Origin of the sequence: Gimesia benthica (assembly GCF_009720525.1) — a bacterium.
GTDB classification, from domain to species: Bacteria; Planctomycetota; Planctomycetia; order Planctomycetales; family Planctomycetaceae; genus Gimesia; species Gimesia benthica.
The window spans coordinates 1,962,360-1,985,555 of sequence record NZ_CP043930.1; the positions used below are offsets into that span (position 1 = coordinate 1,962,360).

The window sequence follows — 23,196 nt, forward strand, 5'->3', positions numbered from 1 at the left end:
TGGTCAATCACATGAGATACTCGGCTTTCATCCTGACTGTGCTGCTGACCCTGCTGTTTTTTATCCTGGGTCTCGCCGTTGATGACTGGTTTTTCTGGCCGCTGCTCGTCCTGGCGCCCCTCTCCCTGCTGGGAGTCTGGGACCTGGTCCAGACCAGACACAGCATCACGCGCAGCTATCCAATCATAGCGCATCTGCGGTTCCTGTTCGAGATGATCCGACCGGAAATCCACCAGTATTTCATCGAAAGTAATATTGACGGTCGTCCTTTCAACAACGATGAACGTTCCCTGATTTATGAGCGCTCCAAAAACATCGATGGACTCAAACCCTTCGGCACCGAACTCGACGTTTACGGCGATGAATACGAGTGGCTCAACCACTCCATGGCTCCTCGGCCCCGCTCCAAGGAACTGTTTCGTACGACCGTCGGTGGACCGGAGTGTAAGCAGCCTTACTCCTGCTCCATTCTGAATATCTCTGCCATGAGCTTCGGCGCCCTTTCCGCGAATGCAATTATGGCTCTGAACTCGGGCGCCAAAAAAGGGAACTTCTACCACTGTACCGGCGAAGGGGGCGTGAGCCCGTATCACCTGAAGCCGGGTGGCGACCTCGTCTGGCAGATCGGAACCGGTTACTTCGGCTGCCGAAATCATGACGGCACCTTCAACCCCGATCTGTTCCAGGAACAGGCGGCTCATGAGTCCGTCAAAATGATTGAGATTAAAATCTCACAGGGTGCCAAACCCGGTCACGGGGGCGTGCTTCCCGCTGCCAAAATCACCCCCGAGATCGCCTCGACCCGTAAAGTCCCCATGGGGGAAGACTGCATCTCGCCTCCCGGACACTCCACTTATTCAACCCCCATCGGCCTGTGTGAATACATCGCTCAGTTAAGGGAACTCTCCGGAGGGAAGCCGGTCGGTTTCAAACTCTGCATCGGACATCCCAGTGAATTCCTCGCTATCTGCAAAGCCATGATGCAGACCGGTATCCTGCCCGATTTCATCACCGTCGATGGTGGCGAAGGGGGCACCGGGGCCGCCCCGCTGGAATTTTCCGACAACATGGGTATGCCCTTAAAAACCGGGCTGATCTTCGTGCACAATGCCCTCGTCGGCTGTAATCTCCGCGACAAAATCAAAATCGCCGCCGCTGGCAAAGTCAGTTCCGCTTTCACGATGGCCCGCTGCCTGGCTATCGGTGCCGACTGGTGTAACGCCGCCCGCGGTTTCATGATGTCCGTCGGCTGTATTCAGGCACAAGCCTGTCACACCAATGAATGTCCGGTCGGCGTCGCCACCCAGGACAAGGGACGCCAGCGGGCACTCGTCGTACCGGATAAGAGCGAACGTGCCTACAACTTCCATCACAATACGATGGAAGCCCTGACCGAAGTCATCGCGGCTGCCGGCCTGGACCATCCCAACGAATTACGCCCCTGGCACATCTATCTCCGCTCGAAACGGACCGAAGTTCTCTCCTATTATGAAGCCTTCGACTTCCTCAAACCAGGGGAGCTGCTCGAGGACTGCCCTTACCCCGTTTACAGCAAACTCTGGGATTTGGCCTCCGCGGAAACCTTTGAATCCCATCATGGCTGAGCCCCAGCCCCGGCCTGGTAAATCCGAAATACTGTTCAGTAGTATTCCATGAAAGCTCTGATACCATGCCCGCATGGGCACGACTTTGATTGGACATATTGACTCGGACTGCTTCTACGTAAGCTGTGAAAGAGTAAGATCTTACACACTGCGTAGCGTCCCCTGCGGCGTCCTGGGCAACCAGGGAGCCTGCGTCATCGCCAAGAGCTATGAACTCAAATCCTACGGCGTTAAGACCGGGCACCCCATCTGGGAAGCCAAGAAACTCTGTCCCCACGCCGTCTTTGTCAAACGGGATTTCCGCTGGTACGAAGTCATCTCCCGTCGCCTGCTGGAACTGCTCAAAATGGTCAGCCCCCGTGTCGAATACTACAGCATCGACGAAATGTTCTTCGACGCCGGCGAACTTCAGCGCTACTTTCAACTCCCTCTGCAGGAAGCCACCCGAGCCCTGCAGACGCTCGTCCAGGATGAAGTGGGAGTCCCCGTTTCCATCGGCATCGCCCCTTCCCGATCCCTGGCCAAGCTGGGCAGTGATGCCGCCAAACCGTTTGGCGTACACATCGTCAACAGGGAGAATTGCGAAGCCTTCCTGCGTTCGCAGCCGGTCGGCGAACTCTGTGGCATCGGCCGGCGGAGCGAACGCAAATTGCAGGACCGCAACATTCACACCTGCTGGGATTTCCGCCAGGCAGACCGCTTGCTGATCCGCGATCTGCTGACCATCAAAGGTGAAGCCCTCTGGTGGGAACTGCGTGGCGACTCCGTCACGCCGATTCAGACCAGTCGGCCTCCCCACAAAGCAATTGCCCGCGGCGGTTCCTGTGGCGGCAAGACCAGCGATCCCGAACGGATCCGCGCCTGGGCCGTGCGGAATATTGAACGCCTGATTGAAGCCCTCGACCATCACCGTGTCTACGCCCGGCACATCAGCCTGCAGATCGACGCCAACAAAACCGCGCTCTGGCTCGGACGCACGCCGCTGGCCGTCCCCTCCGCCTCCTTTCGCACCATTTATGACGCCGTGATGCCCATGCTGGCCGCCGCCCCGCAAGACCACCTTGTCAGCCACATGCACATCATCGCTGAAAACCTGGTCTGGCGGGATCGGATTCAAAAATCGCTCTTCTTCGAAGATGCCCAGAGCCCCCTGGATCAGATCAAACGCAACATCAACCAGAAACTGGGCCGCTTCGCGATCCGTAGTGCCGAAACACTGCCCCTGCATGAAATCTACCACGACACGACTCACAACTATGACATCTGTGACATTTCAGGAAAGATGTGCTTCTGATGTGTACTGCAATCACCCTGGCCTGGCGAGAAATCCCCCGCAAACTGATCCGCCGCTTTCAACTGGAAGAACGTGTCATTCAGCGTTCAGAAACCGCCGACAAGGAAATCCTGTTCCTGCAGCGACACCGCCAGCCACTGCTCCCCGTCTTTTACCAGGGGGAACTGCACATCCTCCCCTGGGGCAATCGTCAGCGTAACAGCAGCGCCCCCCTCGCCTGGTGGTGCGATGTCGCCACGCTCCAGTCGGGCGCCTGGGCCCAGTATCACCCGGAACCGGTCGAAATCCTGGCGAACTTCGGACTTGAGCGGGGTGTCTGGTTTCTGATCCGCGAAGGCCTCCAGGGCGTCCTGATCCACGACCAGCGGGAACAGCCCTCTGTCTACCTGCTCCTGCAACCCGCTTCGCATTACTACCAGGTCATGACCGGCTACCACCGCGAACCCGTTTTTCTGGGCGAGCAGATCTGAAGGGAATCTCAGAGTCAGATAACTGCCTGTTGAGTGATCGGTCATGACGCATTATACTCCAGCAAAATCCCCCTTCACTCAGGAGAAACAAAGATGAATGGATGCCGACTGTCTACTGCCGCTGGTTTGATGCTGCTCGCGATGTGCCTGACCGCCTGTCAAAAATCAACGCCTGCGCCCCAGCAGGAAGAGCCCGGGATTACCGCCGAGACAGAAATCATCCCCGAACCGGATGCCGGCTCGGAAAAACAGCAGCTGAATGTCGCCATCAGTACGGACATCGCTCCTTACGTGATGCAGAACGCCACAACAGGCATCGAGGTCGATATCGCCACCCAGGCACTGCCTGACTACAAGCTTAACTTCATTCAGATGCCCTACGCGAAACTGCAGGCTGCGGTCGCCGAAGATCAGGCCGATCTCGCTCTGGGCGTACAGCAGTTCAAAGACGTGGAAGGCATTTTCTACTCCGATAATTTCATCGACTTCACGAACGCCGCCATCACCAAAAAATCAGCGAAGCTTAAAATCGAAAAGGTCGCCGATCTGGCCGATCACAAGGTTCTCACCTGGCAAGATGCGTACCGCGAACTCGGTCCGGAATTCGAAAAAATGTTCTCACCGGACGCCCCCCAGAGAAAGAACTACGTTGAAGTCGCCGACCAGGGTCAGCAGGTCAAACAGTTCTGGGAAGACAAAGCCGCTGTCATCGTCATCGACAAAGCGATCTTCAACGCCATCAGTCAGGCCACCGGCCACAAGCTGGACGAAGTCGAATACCATGCCATCTTCCCGCAGACCACATACTTCAAAGCCAACTTCGAAGAACCCTCCGTGCGGGATGCCTTCAACGCCGGCCTGCAGAAACTCTGTCAGAGCGGAGAATACGCGAAGCTGCTCAAAAAGTATAATATCGACCTGCCCGGCACCATCTGTGACCAGAAATCGAAACCGTGACCGAAATCACTTACCTGCAGGGAGACGCCACTCAGCCGCAATCGTAGGGAAACAAGATCATTGCCCACATCTGCAATGATCTGGGCGGCTGGGGCAAAGGCTTCGTACTGGCAATCAGTAAACGCTGGCCGGAACCCGAAGCCGAATACCGCCTGTGGCACCGTGAACGCGCCAAGAACAGTTTCGGTCTGGGCGAAGTGCAGTTTGTGAATGTCGAGAAATACATCTGGATCGCCAACATGATCGGTCAGCGCGGCATGAAGACCGGCAGCAAAGGCCCCCGGTGCGCTACCCGGCCATTGAACAATGCCTGGCGACAGTCGCTGACAAAGCGGGAGAACTCTCCGCCTCCGTCCACATGCCCCGCATCGGCTGCGGCCTGGCCGGCGGCAAGTGGAATCAGATCGAACCATTAATCCAGCAGACGCTCTGCGCCGCCGGAATCGAAGTCTTCATCTATGACTTCGGCACGTAAACCAGTCAGCGGAATTCCAGCAGCTAATTACGCTTACGCCGGATAGCGTTTTCCCATCAGCCCCAGAGCCATGCTCCTCTAAACAGCATACACTTTTGCACACCAGCAGAAAAGAATAGAAATCCGAACACAAACCTTTGGAATTGTGAAAAAGATTTCTCACTTCGCTGATATATTGATTGATAGAAAGAGCGCTCATGCACACTCACAATTCTGGTTGTATGGGAAGCAGAAATGAGGTCTGACATTTTCGATCCGTAAATTCACAGGAGAGGTAAAATGAAAGCCAACACGCGCCGCGAGTTTCTCGCAGACATTGGACGGGGAATGCTGATTGGTAGCGTCGGTTCGTCACTCGCACTGGACTTGGGAATTTCTTCCACTTTCGCAGGTGAAGAGGCCGCCAAGCTCACTTTCGGCGAACTGGAACCACTGGTCTCAGCCCTGCAGGAAACGCCTCTCAACAAACTGCAGACAATGCTGGTCAGTAAACTGAACTCAGGTACCGATCTACAGACATTGGTCTCAGCAGCAGCGCTTGCGAATGCCCGCTCGTTCGGGGGTCAGGATTATATCGGCTTTCATACCTTCATGGCCCTGGCACCCGCCTACCAGATGACCCGGGAATTACCCACGGAACTCAAACCCCTTCCCGTCTTGAAAGTCCTCTATCGCAACACGGCGCAAATTCAGGACACGGACAGCCAGCATCATGAAATTCTCCACCCGGTGGAGCCGTTAACGCTTCCTCCCAACAGCGCTGGAGGCCCACTCCTGCAGACAGCCACCCGCAGCGCTGACTACGACCAGGCAGAAGGAACGTTCGCCGCTCTTGCACAGGGTCCGGTTGATGAAACATTCAACGAATTACAATATACCATTCAGGATGAACTCAACGTCCACCGTGTTGTGTTGTCCTGGCGTGCCTGGGCGATGCTTGAACTGGCAGGACAGCAACACGCACACACACTACTGCGTCAGTCAGTCCGGTTCTGCGTGAATTCGGAACAGAATCTCCAGAAGTATAATCGCCCGCCTTCTAAAATTCGCATCGTGCTGCCGATGCTCCTTGACCAGTACAGTTTGCTCAGTAAACCACTCGGAAATAGAAAAGCCGATGATTCCTGGGTGGATTCGCTGGCGCGAACGATCTACCGCAGTAATCCGGAACAGGCTGCCGAGGCAGCCGCTGCCGCCCTGGCGGAAGGCTTTGATCCAGAAGCCGTGGGGGAAGCCATCTCACTGGCGTCGAATGCACTCGTCCTGCACGATCAGGGACGCACCAAAGCTTTTCCCGATAAGCCTCTCGGCAGTGTGCACGGTGATTCTGTGGGAGTACACGCATCAGACTCCGCCAATGCCTGGCGAAATATCGCCCGGGTCAGTAACAAACGAAACACGATCGCCAGCCTGATCGTCGGAGCCTATCATACCGCGGTCGGCAGATATAACAGTAAACTGAATGAATTACCCTATCCGCTCCAGGATCAACTCGAACAGATCACATCCCGAAATCCGAAACAGCTGCTTCAGGAAGCAGAAGCAGCCATTCGAAATCAGGACCAGTTCCGCGCTGCAGCGGTGATACATCAGTATGGAGCGCAGGGCCACAACGCCCGTCCGGCATTTGATCTGTTATTAAGATACGCCACCAGCGAAGACGGTGCGTTACACGCAGAAAAATATTACTGCACAGTGAAAGAGGAGTTCCAGAATACACGACCGGCATTCCGCTGGCGCCAACTTGTAGCTCTCGCTCGAGTGACTGCCAGTGAATACGGCAAACCTTCTCCCGGTTATGCCGAAGCCTGTGGTTTATTAAAGATCAATAGCTGATTGTAAAACCACCTCTTACTGTGGAGAAACACCTCAATCGCCAACACCGAAATCGCTGTTGAACGCGTCCTGAACAATCCGGCGTTCGTGTCGCTGGTGAGCGATGTAGCTGGTAATCCAGTCGCGTAGTTCATCACGCAATTCACTGGCAATCTGTTGCATTTTCTGCAGAGGCTGTGAATCACGCATCCGGGTCCGCAGCTGATTCAGCTTCCGCAGGAGCTCACAGCGTTCCTGATAAAGGTCTCTGACTTGTCCCTGCCAGTTCGGCTGTTCTTCCAGTACCTCTTCCAGGTAACCACCTTCGTCCTGCAACTCGAATTCGCGAGGCATCGCGGACAAAAGCGTGTCGAGCACTTTCGAGATCCATTTCCAGGCGGCGGCATCGCCATCTGCTTCATCCAGTAAATCCAATAAGTCGCCAAGCAGAATATATTCCAGTGCGGAAATCTCTTCTAATGCACCATCGACCACAAGGCTTGTCTGTTTTCTGTTCATAAAAACTCCTTTAGCGGGCGAACGAACTGCAGAAAGGCGATCGCCCTGTTACTGGATTGATTGATGTTCCGTAGGCAACTCCTGTTTTATTCAGCGAGACCAATCAAAGAGAAATGAAATAAGAACGCTTGCTGTAGCAGTCAATAATTTACCATTCCCGCTCTCAGTCGTCAAAAAAATCTTTTGTTTCGCAGACAGAGAGCACCTTTATAAACATCATTCACATTTTCAATTCTGTACACTTCCAGCTCCAAAAGTCACTACGGGGAAAATGATTTAGGTCTCAATGAATCATCCCAATACGGGCCGGCTGGTGATGGATTCTGAATTCTGCCTGAGATAAACTGAAAAGACCAATCTGAGTTTCTCAATCATCCCCTCAGCCAGGAGATCAGCCGATGCCAGCGACAACCGGAATGAAAGGGGGCGGCTATTATGATGCCAACTCTCGCGAACAGCGTTCCGCTTCGGATTCGTTTCTCCCCTGGCTGGAAGCAGCGATCGCCGACCTGCCCGCACCGACGGAAAGTCAGTCCAGTTGGAACGTACTCGACATCGGCTCCTCGGAAGGTGCCAACGCCATCTACACGATGAACCGGGTTGTCGCTGTCTTACGTCAACACACCGACTTGCCTGTCTGGGCCCTGTTCGATGATCTGCCCACAAATGACTTCAACCAGCTGTTCCTGAACCTGTTTCCCGATCAGACTCCCGCACTCACCGCCCCAGATGTCTATACCGCTGCCATAGGTGGATCGGCTTTCGGCAGGCTGGTGCCACCGCGCAGTCTGCACGTGGCAACGACGTTCAATGCCATCGGCTTTTTTGAAAATAAGCCGCAAGCGCGACTTCCCCACTTCATTCTGGCAATGCAACCCAATCCTCGCGCGTCTCGAGAGGGAGTCTCGGTCACTCCTGAGGAACTGCAGCCCTTCCAGCAGCAGGCCCATCAAGATCTATGTGAGTTTTATTCTGCCCGGGCCGCAGAACTGGTCCCCGGTGGTAAACTGCTGGTGCAGGTCTTCGGACGAAATGAGAACCACTCTACCGGTCATGGGATCTGCGATGTGCTGAGTGACGCCCTGCTTGACTTTGTGGAAGCCGATCTGTTACCACAGACGTTCTATGAAGATTTTCTGTTCCCGGCCTATTATCGCAGTACACAGGAACTTGCTGCCCCCATCGAACAGATTCCGGAGCTGGCGTCTGCATTTCGAATGGAACACCTCGCCGACATCAATGCCCCGGTCCCGTTCAATAACGAATTTGCCCGCTCAGGAGATCGCAAAGCGTGGGCAAAAAGTTATACCGGCTTCCTGCGGGCATTTACGGAACCGGTGCTGGCGGCAGCCTTGCCTGCAGAGTTGGTCGCAGAACAGATCGTCGATAAAATATACCAGCGAATTGAACAACTACTGGCAGACAACCCCGAACGGTATGAATTTCACTTCATTTCGATCGCCGCTCTGCTGACACGACTTTGACCAACGACCATCAGACAGGAAGGATCTCATGTCTTCTGAACCAGCATATAATAAACTGACTCCCGAAGAAGAATACGTCATTCTGCACAAGGGGACAGAACGTCCATTTGTGGGAGAATACACCGATCTCAAAGCGGAAGGCACCTTCATCTGTCGACGCTGCAACGCCCCGCTCTACCAGAGTGCCGATAAATTCGAGAGCCACTGCGGCTGGCCCAGTTTCGATGATGAACTGCCTGACGCCGTCGATCGCTTCCCCGACCCCGACGGCATGCGCACCGAAATCGTCTGTCACAACTGCGGAGGACACCTGGGACACGTCTTCCTCGGCGAGCGAATGACCGATAAAAATACCCGGCACTGCGTGAATTCCATCTCAATGAAATTCATCCCCGCTGGCGAGCCTCTTCCCCCGGTCGTGAAAGCCGAAAACGCCTGAGCGATCAGGAACTGCAGGACAGCATCGAACAGCCGGGACGATTCCGCGCCCACTCCGGTCGCTTCTCCGCATACTGTTCGCGACCGGGCTGTTCATCATACGGATGCCGCAACACATCCAGTAATTCATTGACCAGGGAAAAATCCCCTTCTTCGGCTTTATCGATGGCTATCTGTGCGAGGTAATTCCGTAACACATACTTCGGATTGATCTCATTCATCCGCGTACGGCGTTCTGCTGGTTCGGTTCCATCCTGTTGCAGGCGATTCTGATAACGCCGCAACCAGTCGCAGATTTGCTTCTGAATGTCGCCTGTTACCTTCTCGGGAGCATAATAAGCATCCCGAAGTGGAGCGAGCAGCGTCTCATCATCTAGATCCGCGTCTGTCTCCAACAGCGCCAGTCTACGGAAGAAAATCGTCATGTCGGTTTCCACCAGTTGCAGGACTTCCTGCAATGATTCGATCAACGACACATCTTCATCGGCCTGAAACGAAGTCAGCCCGAGTTTCTCGACCATCATCTGCTGCCAGCCCTTTTGGAAGCGGTCGGCATATTGATCCAAAGCCTCTTGCAGCGGTTCGACTTCTTCGATCAGTGGATAGAGTGCATTCGCAAACTGTACCAGGTTCCACAGTGCAATCTGCGGCTGGTTACCGAAGCGATAGCGCCGACCTGAAGCATCGGTAGTATTGGGTGTCCAGTTCGGATCGAAATCTTCCAGCCAGCCATAGGGGCCGTAATCGATGGTCAACCCCAGGACCGACATGTTATCGGTGTTCATCACGCCATGCACGAAACCGACGCGCATCCAGTGAATGATCATATCTGCGGTCCGGCGGCAGACCTCCTCAAACCAGGCCAGGTAAGTATCTCGTCCCGGATCTCCGAGACCGGGGAAATCGGTTTGAATCGTATAGTCCACCAGTTTTTTCAATGTCTCAATTTCACCCCGTGCGGCAAACAGCTGGTAATTGCCGAACCGTAGAAAAGATGGCGCAACACGACAGACCACCGCCCCGGGCTCCATCTGGGGATTGCCGTCATAAAACATGTCCCGCTGCACTTCTTCGCCTGTGAGTACCAGGCTGAGTGCCCGTGTGGTAGGCACTCCCAGGTGATGCATGGCTTCGCTGCACAGAAATTCGCGCACCGATGACCTCAGCACCGCCAGGCCATCCGCCATGCGGGAATAGGGAGTCGGCCCCGCTCCTTTCAGTTGCAGCGTCCAGTGTTCGCCCTGCGGGTTGACCACTTCACCCAGATTAATCGCCCGTCCATCCCCCAGCTGACCGGCCCAGTTGCCGAACTGGTGTCCGCCGTAACACATGGCAAACGGATCCATCCCCTTCAGCAGCTTATTCCCGGCAAAAACCTGAGCAAACTCCGGTGTCTCGACCGCTTCCGGTGAAAGCCCCAAGATGTCGGCCATCTCTCGCGAATAGGCCACAAGCTGTGGCTCCCGGACGCTGGTGGGAGACACACGCGAATAACAGGCCTCACTCACCTGCCTGCGATAATTCTTCGCCTCAGGGTCCGCGGGCAGCGCACGTGTAAACTGGTTATCAAACTCAAGCTCTTCCAGACTCTGGATCATTTTTTGACTGTTCATACTATTATTTTAGCACTCTGCACTCGAAACGAAAACCCGGGGATATTTTACCAGAAGCCGGTGATCGAGAGTCGCGATACAATACCAAGCACTTTTGCTTTAATAACGTCAGACCATAAAACATCAGGCGTCGGGATTTCTCGAATGATCTTGCATACCAGTAGTGAATCCGCCATAGTTAACATAAACCATCCTTGATCCATCCCCATCACTCCGCCTCAGAGTGATCCACCCTCTGCAAACCAGATTTCAGGAGGTCCGCCATGACTCTCATGAATCGCCGTCACTGGCTGCAACAGGCATCAGCAACATCACTCCCCCTGCTCCTCTCAGGCAATGCCTTCGCTGCGGAATCGAAATCACGCCCGCAGCTTCCAGTCGCAGCCATCGTGACCGAATACACGCCCAATTCACACGCCGATGTCCTGGTAGGCAAAATCCTGGAAGGATTCCAGCAACAGGGAGGTCCGGGCCCCTATTTGAAACTGGCGGCCCTCTATACCGATCAGGTTCCCCAGCGAGACATGAGTCGCGCTCTGTCACGAAAATATGGATTTCCCATCACAGACACAATCGAGGAAGCAATCACGCTGGGAACACAGCAGGTACAGGTAGCTGGGGTCTTAATCGTTGGCGAGCATGGCGACTACCCTTACACCCCCACCACGAAACAACACATGTATCCCCGTAAGCAGTTCTTCGATGCAACCACCGCCACGTTCAAAAAGTGTCGTAAATCGGTCCCTGTCTACAATGACAAGCACCTCGGCTATCGCTGGGAGGATGCGAAAGATATAGTCGACACATCGCGCGAGATGGGCTTTACCCTGATGGCAGGCTCCTCACTACCGGTTGCCTGGCGGCACCCTACACTGACACTTCCTGAAAACTGCGAAATCGAATCGGTACTGACAATAGGCCGCGGTAATTTCGAAGCGCACGGCTTTCACGCCCTGGAAGCACAGCAGTGCCTGATCGAACATCGTCAGGGCTCTACCGGCGTCACTGCAGTCGAAACCGCACAGGGCAAACAGATCTGGGAAGCTGAGCAGGCAGGAAAATGGAATCGCGAAATGCTTAAAGCCGCCCTGGCCGTGATACCTAATGTCGCGAAAGGCAAGTGGGAAGAGATTCTCAAAGACGACAGTGCATTCTACTTCCTTGAACATCAGGATGGATTAAAAAGTACCGTCGCGATGGTCAACCGACTCGGTCGGCATTACGCGGTCGCCGTCAAATTGAAGGGTGAGAACCAGCCGCGGGCCACCTGGATCAAGCTTGAACTGGATCCCCCGTTCGGGCACTTCGCCTACCTGCTGAAGGCCATTGAGCACATGATTCACACAGGCCAGCCCGCTTACCCGGTCGAGCGCACACTGCTCACCACTGGGGTTCTGGACACGGTCATGCATAGTCTGGCAGCAGGAGGCAAACGCATAGAGACACCGCAACTGGCCATCGACTACGAAGCAGTCCGCTGGCCGTATGCGAACCAGAAGACCTGAGTGAATTTACCCCGCATCTTATTTCAGTTCTTCGCAGAGTCTCCGGGCCAGAACGCTGACCTGTTCAGCCTGCAGGCACAACGGATTGATCGTCAGAATTCCTTCGTACAGACGCGCGTGTCCGACGTAAATCGGCGGCTTCCCTTCCCGTAACTTGCGGCAGACCTCAAAGGCATCACGGTCTTCCACCTGAATTTCCAGGATCGGCCAGCGCTGTGGATTTTCCGGAATCACCAGGTAACACGACGCACGAACATCGGCTAACTCCACTTCCTCTGCCACTTCCTCTGCCACTTTTTCTAACCAGCTGCGATACTCCAGGTTCTGCGCGTCGTACGCTCCGGAGGCAAACAGATCGAGGGCCGTCAGGACTGCGATAATCTCTTCCTTGGAGACCTTGAGCGCCCTGCCAATCCCATGCCGTGGCAGGCCTTTCAGTTGGGTGGCATCAATCAGCCCTTCCGCCGGCGACCAGAGTTCATAATGATCGTCCATGTCCAGCATCTGTAGAGCAGCGGAAGAGATCAGGTCGCGTTTACCACACAATAGCCCAGTGGACTGTGGTCCGCGGATCGCCTTTCCTCCACTGAAGGCGACGAGGTCGGCTCCGGTCGCAGCGATCTCCCGCAGATTCTCGCGAGGTGGCAGCTCCCCGGCGGCATCAACGATCACGGGTAGTCCATGTTCGTGCGCCACCTCAACCACTTCGCTCAGCCCCGGCGCAGAGTCCGCTGCATGCACATAGACGATGCCCGCAGTCCGCTCTGTAATCGCCGCTGCATATTCCCAGGCTTCTGTCCGCCGGACTCCCGCATTCGAAACGATCTCATTGAAACCAACCTCGACCAGCCGGGCTCCTGCCGCCCGAATCGCATGGTCGTAGCCACTGCGTTGTTCCCGTGCGATGATGAATTCGTGAGGAAACTCATCACAGTGAGGCAGCTGTTCTATCCGTCTGAGATTGTGCCCCGCCAGAATCGCCGCGGTCCCCAGTGTCAAAGCGCCCGCGGCACCGGAGGTCACCAGCCCCGCTTCTGTTCCGGTCTGGGCGGCAATTTTTTTTGACGCAGCGGCCTGCAGCTGTTCCAGGGGCACCCACTCTTGTGCCCCCTGGTGAAACGCCTCGAGCACTTCTGGGGGCATTGGCGCGCCCCCCAGTCGGGTCACACTGCCACAGGCATTGATAATCGGTTCCACTCCCAGTTCCCGGTAAACACTCATCAGCGTTGCTTTCTCTTCGGACTGAAAACTCGAGTAAACTCAAATCGGTTGCCCCGACGCCTCTCACCGCAATAAAGCAATATTCAGAATATTTTCACGACTGATGCACGGGACTGTACGAACAAGTAGTATCAACCATTTTAACAGACAACGAAATCACAGGATAGAAACCAGAGATGATCTATCGAAGCAGTTTTCGGGATTGTATAATTCATATATGACGCCAGATCGTCTGTATTGAAACCGACGGTTCCGCAACCAGTCGCAGATGTTTTTCTGGTCAGTCAACTGGGAATCAGGGGCCTCTGAATGGAAAATACGACTCAGTCTAAAACCCGGATCATGATTGTGGACGATCATCCGATTGTCAGGGAAGGCTATTCCCGATTGATCGAACGTGAAGGCAATCTGCAGGTCTGCGCTGAAGCTGACAGTAAATCCGTCGCCCTGAATCAGATCATGAACGATCCGCCCGATCTGGTAATCGTTGACATCTCTCTGAAAGATGGCAGTGGACTGGAGTTGATCAAGGATATTAAGGCCCAGTTCAAGCAGATCAAAATGCTCGCCGTCTCCATGCACGACGAAAACCTGTTCGCCGAACGTTGTATCCGAGCCGGCGCTCTGGGCTTTGTCAATAAGCAGCAAGCCCCCGAGCAACTGGTCACCGCCATCCATCGGGTACTCTCGGGAAAAGTTTTTCTCAGCTCCGAAATTACAGAACGCATGATCTGCCGTTCCATTGGATCAGAAAATTATAGCGAAGAGTCTCCCATTGAAACGCTCTCCGATCGTGAACTGGAAGTATTCGAACAGATCGGCCTGGGAGAGACGACACGCCAGATCGCCGAAAAACTGAACCTGAGCCCCAAAACCGTCGAAACCTATCGGGAAAACATCAAACACAAGCTGAACCTCGATAATGCAACGGAATTGATCCGTAATGCGATTCAGTGGGTCTTGGAAAAGAAATAGTTCTTCCGCGACAGGGAGAATTATTCTCAGACATCGGCGTCTTTACATTCACATCCCCTTGTTGTTGCAGATCCCGTGGAAATCTGCCTGGGGTAATTCCTGATGGCAGCGTCGGAAATTCCCCCCAGACCTATACTCCTGATTGCCTGATAGCAGGACATCCCGGACCTGGATTAAAATACTCACAGTCCGAAGATAACTTCGAGTCCGAGCACATTGCCATCTCAGCATGAGCTCCACCTCCAAGAGACGTTTCAAGAGTAAAGAATGCAGGCCATGACCACAATTGGTAGAAATGATCTTCAGCAACTACTGGCATCTTGCCCCAGCTTGCTGCTTCTGGATGTACTACCCCAAAATTCTTACAAGGAATATCACATCAGGGGGGCCATCAATGCCCCGTTCGACCATCGTTTCAACAGTGAAGTCTCTGCACTCTGCCCGGACAAATCACAAACCATCGTCATTTATGGAATGAACTTTGAATGTCCGATCGCCAGTCAGGCTCTGCAACGACTCGGCGAACTGGGATATGAAAACCTCTTCCATTATGAACCCGGCAAAGTCGACTGGAAAGCGGCTCTGCTACCTGTTGAACAGGGGCCAGCCGTACGTGACTCACTGCAAATTGAACAGGCCGACAAAGAGCAGCGATTCCTGTTTCTGCTCTCGCTGTCCCAGGCCCCCCTGTTTGATCTTCTGCAGCTCTGACCAGAGGCACTGTGAAGAGATGTGCTGAGGTCTCACATGAAATGAAAACAGTCACGCTACAAACTCCCGGGTGAAGTCAGGAGTTTGCAACGTGACTGATGTCTGCCTGGCGGAGCAGACAGAGGCCCCGCTGAGATTGTTCAGGTAAAATGGTGGTACTGGCGGTCCACGTTGAGTTCATTTGTCAGCCGTCTGACGCCCTCAATCGGCAGTACACGTGTCTGGGCCAGTTGTTTCATGAAATAGGTTGGGACTTCTCCTTCCAGACAGACTTTCCCCTCCTCAGCAAACACCCTGACTTTCGCCAGGGAAGCATAGCCCGAAGACTGCAAGACACGTTTCACCTGTGCCACGAGTTGATGATCCGAATTGGAAAACAATTCTGTTTTTATTTCTCCCTGCAGTTTCACGCTGCCCTCCTTAGTTTGTCGAATGAGTCCTGGAAAGTATTATGTATGGATTCGCTTCAGGATTTGGGTTTCACCTGAATTTTACGTGGCTTATTAAATTGCGATTTGGGCAGCACGATCGTCAATACCCCCCGTTCACAGTTGGCTTCTATGTGCTCACTTTCGACCTCACAGGGCAGCTTAATCGACCGTGCGAAGCTGCCGACAGAACGCTCAACCCGGTGCCAGGTCTTCCCTTTTTCTTCTTGCCCAGCTTTCCGCTCACCTGTGATTCTTAATAGTTCTCCCACGACTTCCACTTCGATCTCATCGGGCTCAATTCCGGGTACGTCCATGCGGACTTCGACAGCATCTTCCGTTTCTGATATGTCCAAGGCTGCATTCAAGCCAGCCGTCGTAATGCCTCCCGCCCCGGATATGGTATTTAACAGCTTCTCCATCTCACTTCTCAGATCTCCGAAGGGAGCTCTGCCCGGGAATGAACTGCCCCCAGGCACTGACTGATTCGCCCGCATCACTGTCCCTTTTAATTCTGGTGAAGTTGTCATATTCATTCTCCTGCTGAAATGAAATTGTGACTGATGTCTGTCGGCATTGTTCACTCTATGGCAGAGTTCCGAGTGCCAATCAACTTACCAGTTATCCCTGCCACCGATCGTTATGATTGAGATGCTAATTTATATTTCCCGACAAATAAATCGGGCAAATTGCAGATCATTCCCGCCGGGCGTCCCTCCAGTAGGCCTCAGGAATTCCCTGAGTCAGCAATTTGATCTATCGTCATATCGTCAGACCTGAACGGGCCTGAAACAAGAGCCGTACCGGACTTCAAACGACCAGGTGCTCTGCCGTCATCAGGGGTTCTTCTAACAGACATTCATCCTCACCCAGCATTTCCACCTGCACTTCACTGCGGCGAATCGGAATTTTTGCAGGGCATTTAATACCGATTCTGACTTTCCCCCCTTGAATCCGCAGCACAGTCAACACGATATCATCATTGATACAAATCTCTTCATTTTTTTTGCGTGTTAAGACAAGCATGGCTTTCATTCCCTGAAATTGGAGTACGGGCTCGCTGGTTCTGGCAGCAGTATCGGGCCAGATAAACCAGTCGTTTAAGGGTAGACTGATCAAAGTGAGACAGTCGGTTGGGACAGCGTGTGTTCAGGACCATCGAGCGCGCTGCGCTAACAATTCCCTCCAGTTCCTGATGACTCATCTTTTGAATCTGCTGATTCTCCAGTCCGGCAATCTCGCTCAGGTCGTATTCGACTCGCTCCGTTATTTCCGGATTTACCTGAAAGCGTGACCGTTGTTTCAAATCAGCCGGCTGTGGCCAACTACATGTCGTTCGCATAATATCTTTCCTCTCAAGAGAGTGTGACAAAGGCACGAATTTCCTTAGTTACTCACATCCCTGCCTGAGACTCTCAGAGAAAAGCGAAATCAGTCAGGTTCAGGCCCGATGGCTGACTGTTTTTCTTGTTCTCCCCACTCGCCAGGACGAAACGAGCCAGAGCATAACACATCCTGTAGTGGGTACATTACAAAACTGTGTAATCAGCGGTAATCGGAAAACTGACCATTCTGGGCTGGGGGAAACCCCCAGGTTGTTGTATGCACATGCAATCTTCTTCACAGATTCTTTACACACATCTGGGGAACGGTTACCGTAGAATAGAGTTTGATACCGAACAGGAGGCCCCTTGAAACAGGAATCCAGCATGTCAGCAGGAGCCGCTCTCCAGCCCCAGGGATCGCCGATTCTGCTGGTCGAACCCGATCCCTCATCCCGCGACAGTCTGCTGCAGATTCTTGCAGAAGACGGTTATCCGGTTGATATAGCAGAGACAGTAGCTCAACTCTTCGACCGTAAACGGTGGTCGGATTATTTTCTGATCATACTGGAACACGACCTGCCCGATGGCAGCATCGAAGAGGTGCTCCCCCGAATAAAACAACTGGCCCCGTCAGCCGAGCTGCTGGTCATCACTTCCCGGACCCGCATCGAAAACATGATTCTCGCCTTTCGCACTGGTGTCGCCGATTATTTCGTCAAACCCATCGATCCGGATCTGTTTCGGTCCTCGATTAAACGGATCCTGCAAAACCAAAGCGTTTCCAGCGAACTCCTGCAGACACAGGCCGAACTCAAAGCGATCGTGGAAACCGCCATTGAGGCAGTCATTACCATCAATCGCAGCGGTCTGATTCAATCATTCAACCCGGCTGCCGAAAAAATGTTTGGTTACCAGGCACATGAAATCATCAACCAGAACGTCAGCGTGCTCACTCCCGATGCCATCCGGGCTGTGCATGACCGGTATCTCACCCGTTATCTGGAAACAGGACAGGCCTCAATCATTGGCTCGCGTCGGGAACTGATGGCGCGACGACGTGACGGCAGCCTGTTTCCCATCGAGATCTCCGTTACAGACCTGCCCCAGTTCGGCCTCTTCGCCGGGATCATTGGGGATATCAGTGAACGGAAACAGGCGGAACAGAAACAGGCCGATCTCACCCGAGCCGTCGCCGTCGCAGCCCAGCAGGAACGACGACAACTGGCAGACATCCTCCATGACCACCTCCAGCAGGTTCTCGTAGGAGTCCGCATCCACCTGGATATCGCTAAAAATGACACTACTGATGAATTCATCCGCCAGACTTTGACCCGCGCCGATGAACTGCTCAACCAGGGAATTGAAATCACACGTTCCCTGACCGCGGAACTCAACCCGGTCGTTCTGCACGAAGAAGGCCTGGTCACTGCACTGGAATGGCTGTCACACAACATGCAGGAACGCTACAACCTGAACGTCACACTCGACCTCGACCGCCAGGCGGAACCACAACAAGATACAATCAAAGTCGCCTTATATGAATGCATTCGCGAACTGCTGTTTAACGTCGTCAAACATTCTGAAACCACCGAAGCACGTGTCTGCATGAGCCTGCTGCCTGAGAACAAAATTGAGATTGTCGTCTCCGATCAGGGAGTAGGCTTCGATACAGAACAGCTCGATCACCAGATTTCCGATGCCAGCGGAATTGGCCTCAGCAATATTGAATTCCGGCTCTCACTCATCAACGGAAAATTCCGTCTCGAGTCCACACGAGGACAGGGAACCGTTGCCCGAATTATCACCTCACTGACCCCGATTGAAAACGCAGCCTTGTCGGGAGAATCCTGACAGGAATTCATTGTCTTACCCGGAAACTGCAAAAGTGAACAAACACACTATAGTCTGAACGCTATTTTTGTCTATGATTGAGTGAGAGTCTGAAATGGTCAGTTCACCGCCGACGCACCTGGCTGATTTCAAAACTCACTAACATCAAAACAGCGCTTCCCTCAAACCGCATTCAGCCTCCGAACATAACGAGATTTCTACATGAGTCGTCCCACCAATCTGGCGGAACTCCGCGAAAGCGGCTGGCAAAGCAAAACAGTTAAACGAGAAATATATGACAACTTGATGCAGGTCCTGCAACAGGGGGATGAACTGTTCCCCGGCATTGTCGGCTATGATGATACTGTCATCCCCGACATCGTTCTGGCCCTGCTCTCTGAGCATGACATGCTCTTTCTGGGTGAAAAGGGACAGGCAAAGAGCCGCATCATGCGACAACTGGTCCGGTTTCTGGACCCAGAGATCCCCTATCTCGATCTGCCTGAGTCGCCTGTGCACGACGATCCCTATCAACCCATCACCAGTATCGGACGCAAATTTCTGGCGAATACTCCGGACCACGATGTACCCATCGCCTGGTGGTCGCGTGAAGACCGCTATGCAGAACGTCTGGCACCGGGAACCAAGTTTGCTGACGTGATCGGAGAAATTGACCCCGCCAAACTGGCACACGGCGAAAGCATGTCCGCGGAAAGTGCACTCCACTTCGGCCTGATTCCCCGCATGCACCGGGGCATTTTTGCCATGAACGAATTGCCCGAACTCGATGAACTGGTTCAGGTTGGCCTGTTTAACATCCTCGAAGAACGGGACGTGCAGATCCGCGGCTATCCCATCCGCTTCGACCTCGACATGCTGATTCTGTTCTCATCTAACCCCTCGACCTTCAACCGCAGTGGGAAAGTCATACCCCAGTTGAAGGACCGTATCGGCTCGGTTGTTCATACACATTATCCCCGGGAACGCAGCCTGGGAATTGAAATCATGGAGCAGGAAGCCAATGTCGATCTGGAGGGAGATGTCCCCGTGGTCGTTCCCTACTTTATGCGTGAAATTATCGAACAGATTTCCGTCGCTGCCCGCGCCTCAAAATATGTCGACCACGATTCCGGCGTGAGTGCCCGCTTCAGTATTGCCAACTATCGGATGATGATCGCTTCCGCCCGCCGCCGGGGTGCGGTGCTCAATGAAAAACCGGCTGTTCCCCGCATCAGCGATCTGGGCCACCTCTACTCCTCCTCGCTGGGGAAACTGGAACTCGATTTGATGGGCGCCAACCAGATGTCGGAGCGACAGGTGCTCGATTCCATCATCGCTCAGGCTATTCAGGATGTCTTTCAGGAATACATTGTCGAACATGGCCTCGCGGAGATCAGTGAGATCTTTTCCCAGGGAATTAAAATCGAAGTGGGTGACATGCTTCCTTCTTCTCAGTACGCAGAACGTCTGAAACGCGTTCCCCCGATCTGGGACAAAGCGTTCGAGGTCAATGCCTCGGGAGATGAAGCCGTCCGCGCGTCCTGTATTGAGTTTATTCTCGCAGGACTCTACGCCAACAGTAAAATTTCGCGTTCGCAGGATCATGGCCGCATCACTTATGAGACCTGATCAGCCCCTGGCTCTCGTCAGAGAGATCGAGACACGACTATGACAGACAAACGACTGACCGGCGGTATTATTCATACTTACCAGAAGTATGATCCTAAACGCATCCCCGACCCGATGCAGCCGCCCCCGGACCTGGTATCTCCCGCGTTGAATCACATGATGTATTATGGATCGATGCGGGAACTGACCGAGGAAGAACTGGCCCGCGCCATTCGCCTCGATCCCAGCCAGATTGCCGGCCTCGGGCCGAGTCTTGATGCCCTGCTGGCCATGCTGGAGGAACGGAAACGTAAAATCCTCGAAACCTACGAAACCGACGGCGTCCGAAAGAAAGCCCGCCGCAGTTATCACGATTATGCGAAACAGATCCAACCGCCGCGGAAGTACAAAGACTACTATCGACAGGCAGTTAGGGAAGAACAGATCTACGATCTGGAACGACTCTGGTACCGAATCAATGACGACCAGAGCCCCTTCTCCAAGGGACTGGTCCAGCTGGTGGACCGGCTGAGCAACAAGTACGAAATCGACGAACTCGCCGCCAACTACCATTTCACCGGACGGACTTCGCTGACGATCCCGGAAGCACTTGAGATCAAAGCTGAACTCGAAAAGATCGATGAATTACTGAAACAGCTGGAAGAAGCCCGCGAGACGGCCCAGATCGCGATCATCGACATGGAGGCTCTCTCCGAATTCACACAGCCCGGCGACATGGAAACATTGGAAGCGATCCAGAAACAGGTCCGCGATATGCTGCGTGAGATGGCTGATCAACAGGGACTGGAATTCTCAAAAGGCCAGTTCCGTCTGACCCCCAAAGCTTACCGCCTGTTTCAAAGCCGTATCCTGGAACGAATCTTCAGCGATCTGCAAGCCTCACGTACCGGTCGCCATACAGGTCCCGTGGTTGGCGAAGGTGCAGTGGAAATGCCCAGCACCAAACCCTACGAATTTGGTGATTCGGTCTCAAACATGGATATCACCCAGTCCTTCACCAATGCCATCCTCAGAGACGGACCGGGACTCCCAATCCGCCTGAAATCAGACGATCTGGTCATCCACAAAACACGCAATACTCCCAAGTGTGCCACCACCGTGCTCATGGATATGAGCGGCTCCATGCGCTACGAAGGCCAGTACGTTAACGTCAAGCAGATGGGCCTGGCACTCGAAGCATTGATCCATGGCGAATTCCCGGGTGACTATCTGCAATTCATCGAGATGTACACGTTCGCCAAGCCGCGCACGGTCGGTGAAATTGCTGAGATGATGCCCAAGCCGGTCACGATTTTCGATCCCGTCGTCCGTCTGAAGGTCGACATGAGCGACGAGAAGATCAGCGAGTCAATCATCCCGCCGCACTTCACCAACATTCAGCACGGGCTGCAGCTCTCGCGGAACTTCCTGGCATTACAGGACACGCCCAACAAACAGATCATTCTGATCACCGACGGCCTGCCCACCGCGCACTTCGAAGGGGAACAGCTCTACCTGCTCTACCCACCTGATCCGCAGACCGAATCAGCCACTATGCGGGAAGCCTATCTCTGCCATCGCGAAGGAATCACGATCAACATTTTCCTGATTCCCAGCTGGTCCCAGTCCAGCGAAGACATCCAGTTCGCCCACCGTTTGGCCGAAGCCACACAGGGCCGCGTCTTCTTCACCGCCGGCCGCGACCTCGACCGCTACGTCGTCTGGGACTACGTCTCCCATCGCAAAGACATCATCGGTTGAACTTATTCAGCCTGGGAGCGATTTTCCGGCTTCCGAATCCAGTGATCATGGAACTTAATGCCGGCGGTCCATTCGACTGCCGGCATGTGGCACTCAATACAATCACCCTGGGGCTGGATCGGGCAGGTGCTGGGCTCTGTTGCCTGGTGACAGGACTGGCACTGTTTGCGGTACAACGCCCGGTCGTGTGATGTCGCATCGTGTGGATCGTGACAATTTGCGCACGACAGTTTGCCTTCTGATTTCAGATAACAGGCACTCTGCTTCAGTCCGTAAAGCTGGAACCGCACCAGTTCATGCGGCTGCTCCTTCCCTGTCAGATCGCTGGCATCGCGATGACACTCCGCACAGGCTGCGATGTACTCTTCCGCGTTGTGGTAATTGATCAGCGGTTTGATTTCATTTCCCCGTCCCTGCTGGGCCAGTTCGACGTGCTTCTGCCGCGGTCCGTGACAACGTTCACACCCGACATTGGGAACAAAAAATTCGGTCCGTAATGGTGCCCCGGGAGGAGGACCAACGGTCATATGACATCCCAGGCAGGCCAGTACGTCGGTCGCATTCATCGGACGTCCAAAACATTCGATGCTGTTGCGATTGAATTGATCATACGGTTCGTGATCCGGGGTCAGCCCCGGTCCATTCTGACTGGCCAGCCAGGACCAGCGGAGTTCCACTCCCTGTCTGCGGCGTGGTTCAACGGCAATCGCGGTCTGGGCGTGCGTCCCTGAACCTAACAACCAGGTGACTGCCAGAGCAGGCATGGTGGGATGTTTCTCATCTTTGACCAGAAATTTCTCCTGGTCCAGCTTGAAGGACCACCGCTGATCTCGACGGGAATCCTGATAGGAACCGATCTCCGCCAGGCGTTTCGCCAGTGGACTCTCAGCCATCTGGATCGCAGTATGAGAATGACCGGAACGCTGATGCGCGTCATACTCTTTTCGATGACAGTCCGCACACGCCTGATCGCCGGCGAAGTTGGTAGCAATAAAACGCTGCCAGGATTCTGCTGGAGACAGGCTTTCCGGTTGGTGCTGTTCTTGAGAATCTGCCTGCGATGTGCGTCTGGATGCCTGCTTCCCGGGCTGACCACTGTCAGAACAGCCCGGGAACAGCATCAGCATGGTGAGTACCCCAACCAGTGTCCCGAAAAATCGAGA

General features: G+C 54.0%; 20 protein-coding genes and 1 pseudogene. 14 read left to right on the top strand and 7 right to left on the bottom strand.

What is annotated here, in order from left to right; genetic code table 11:
• The first annotated feature begins 11 nt into the window (after positions 1-11).
• From F1728_RS07410 to F1728_RS07435, 6 genes and pseudogenes are all read left to right on the top strand, one after another.
• On the top strand, positions 12-1,604 hold the full coding sequence (locus F1728_RS07410) for an FMN-binding glutamate synthase family protein (RefSeq protein ID WP_155363579.1): 1,593 nt from the start codon (positions 12-14) through the stop codon (positions 1,602-1,604).
• A gap of 73 nt (positions 1,605-1,677) precedes the next feature.
• The gene (locus F1728_RS07415) at positions 1,678-2,898 is read left to right on the top strand and encodes a DNA polymerase Y family protein (protein WP_228030542.1); all 1,221 of its coding nucleotides are present in this window, start codon (positions 1,678-1,680) and stop codon (positions 2,896-2,898) included.
• Complete coding sequence (locus tag F1728_RS07420) at positions 2,898-3,368, top strand: hypothetical protein (protein ID WP_145037996.1); 471 nt, start codon at positions 2,898-2,900, stop codon at positions 3,366-3,368. Before F1728_RS07415 ends, F1728_RS07420 begins: the two co-directional genes overlap by 1 nt.
• A gap of 93 nt (positions 3,369-3,461) precedes the next feature.
• A complete protein-coding gene (locus F1728_RS07425; RefSeq protein ID WP_155363580.1) occupies positions 3,462-4,325 on the top strand; it encodes a substrate-binding periplasmic protein in 864 nt (287 codons plus the stop codon).
• Positions 4,326-4,381: 56 nt separating this feature from the next.
• A pseudogene (locus F1728_RS32525) lies at positions 4,382-4,800 on the top strand (Appr-1-p processing protein).
• Positions 4,801-5,079: 279 nt separating this feature from the next.
• Complete coding sequence (locus tag F1728_RS07435) at positions 5,080-6,636, top strand: hypothetical protein (RefSeq protein WP_155363581.1); 1,557 nt, start codon at positions 5,080-5,082, stop codon at positions 6,634-6,636.
• A 33-nt stretch (positions 6,637-6,669) separates the two neighbouring features.
• On the opposite strand, the gene F1728_RS07440 is transcribed toward F1728_RS07435, so the two are convergent.
• Positions 6,670-7,134, bottom strand: coding sequence for a hypothetical protein (locus F1728_RS07440; protein WP_155363582.1), 465 nt, complete (start codon positions 7,132-7,134; stop codon positions 6,670-6,672).
• 398 nt (positions 7,135-7,532) lie between these two features.
• Between F1728_RS07440 and F1728_RS07445 the strand changes: the two genes are divergently transcribed.
• Positions 7,533-8,618, top strand: a complete 1,086-nt coding sequence (locus tag F1728_RS07445; protein ID WP_155363583.1) for a class I SAM-dependent methyltransferase — start codon at positions 7,533-7,535, stop codon at positions 8,616-8,618.
• A 28-nt stretch (positions 8,619-8,646) separates the two neighbouring features.
• The gene (locus F1728_RS07450; protein WP_155363584.1) at positions 8,647-9,057 is read left to right on the top strand and encodes a methionine-R-sulfoxide reductase; all 411 of its coding nucleotides are present in this window, start codon (positions 8,647-8,649) and stop codon (positions 9,055-9,057) included.
• Positions 9,058-9,061: 4 nt separating this feature from the next.
• On the opposite strand, the gene F1728_RS07455 is transcribed toward F1728_RS07450, so the two are convergent.
• Positions 9,062-10,669: a protein adenylyltransferase SelO gene (locus F1728_RS07455; RefSeq protein WP_155363585.1), complete on the bottom strand. Its 1,608-nt coding sequence runs from the start codon at positions 10,667-10,669 to the stop codon at positions 9,062-9,064.
• Between the two features lie 263 nt (positions 10,670-10,932).
• Here F1728_RS07455 and F1728_RS07460 point away from each other — a divergent pair, with 263 nt between their 5' ends.
• Entirely contained in the window at positions 10,933-12,174 is a 1,242-nt protein-coding gene (locus tag F1728_RS07460; protein ID WP_155363586.1) for a hypothetical protein, read from the top strand.
• Positions 12,175-12,192: 18 nt separating this feature from the next.
• Here F1728_RS07460 and F1728_RS07465 read toward each other — a convergent pair whose 3' ends face one another.
• Positions 12,193-13,395, bottom strand: a complete 1,203-nt coding sequence (locus F1728_RS07465) for an aminotransferase class V-fold PLP-dependent enzyme (protein ID WP_155363587.1) — start codon at positions 13,393-13,395, stop codon at positions 12,193-12,195.
• Positions 13,396-13,704: 309 nt separating this feature from the next.
• Between F1728_RS07465 and F1728_RS07470 the strand changes: the two genes are divergently transcribed.
• Together F1728_RS07470 and F1728_RS07475 are read left to right on the top strand one after the other, a co-directional pair.
• Entirely contained in the window at positions 13,705-14,370 is a 666-nt protein-coding gene (locus tag F1728_RS07470) for a response regulator (protein WP_149336985.1), read from the top strand.
• A gap of 276 nt (positions 14,371-14,646) precedes the next feature.
• The gene (locus F1728_RS07475; RefSeq protein ID WP_194242726.1) at positions 14,647-15,081 is read left to right on the top strand and encodes a rhodanese-like domain-containing protein; all 435 of its coding nucleotides are present in this window, start codon (positions 14,647-14,649) and stop codon (positions 15,079-15,081) included.
• A 140-nt stretch (positions 15,082-15,221) separates the two neighbouring features.
• Here F1728_RS07475 and F1728_RS07480 read toward each other — a convergent pair whose 3' ends face one another.
• The 3 genes from F1728_RS07480 to F1728_RS07490 all read right to left on the bottom strand — a co-directional run bounded on the left by F1728_RS07480 (position 15,222) and on the right by F1728_RS07490 (position 16,535).
• A complete protein-coding gene (locus tag F1728_RS07480; RefSeq protein ID WP_187781832.1) occupies positions 15,222-15,491 on the bottom strand; it encodes a BON domain-containing protein in 270 nt (89 codons plus the stop codon).
• A 56-nt stretch (positions 15,492-15,547) separates the two neighbouring features.
• Positions 15,548-16,039: an Hsp20/alpha crystallin family protein gene (locus F1728_RS07485; RefSeq protein ID WP_194242727.1), complete on the bottom strand. Its 492-nt coding sequence runs from the start codon at positions 16,037-16,039 to the stop codon at positions 15,548-15,550.
• A 280-nt stretch (positions 16,040-16,319) separates the two neighbouring features.
• Entirely contained in the window at positions 16,320-16,535 is a 216-nt protein-coding gene (locus F1728_RS07490) for a carbon storage regulator (RefSeq protein ID WP_145181471.1), read from the bottom strand.
• Positions 16,536-17,218: 683 nt separating this feature from the next.
• On the opposite strand from F1728_RS07490, the gene F1728_RS07495 reads away from it, so the two are divergent.
• The 3 genes from F1728_RS07495 (at position 17,219) to F1728_RS07505 (ending at position 22,033) form a co-directional block, all read left to right on the top strand.
• Positions 17,219-18,685, top strand: coding sequence for a PAS domain S-box protein (locus tag F1728_RS07495; RefSeq protein ID WP_155363591.1), 1,467 nt, complete (start codon positions 17,219-17,221; stop codon positions 18,683-18,685).
• Between the two features lie 201 nt (positions 18,686-18,886).
• Positions 18,887-20,293, top strand: a complete 1,407-nt coding sequence (locus tag F1728_RS07500; RefSeq protein ID WP_155363592.1) for a magnesium chelatase — start codon at positions 18,887-18,889, stop codon at positions 20,291-20,293.
• Between the two features lie 39 nt (positions 20,294-20,332).
• A complete protein-coding gene (locus tag F1728_RS07505) occupies positions 20,333-22,033 on the top strand; it encodes a vWA domain-containing protein (protein ID WP_155363593.1) in 1,701 nt (566 codons plus the stop codon).
• Between the two features lie 2 nt (positions 22,034-22,035).
• On the opposite strand, the gene F1728_RS07510 is transcribed toward F1728_RS07505, so the two are convergent.
• Entirely contained in the window at positions 22,036-23,160 is a 1,125-nt protein-coding gene (locus tag F1728_RS07510) for a multiheme c-type cytochrome (protein WP_228030544.1), read from the bottom strand.
• Positions 23,161-23,196 lie beyond the last annotated feature (36 nt).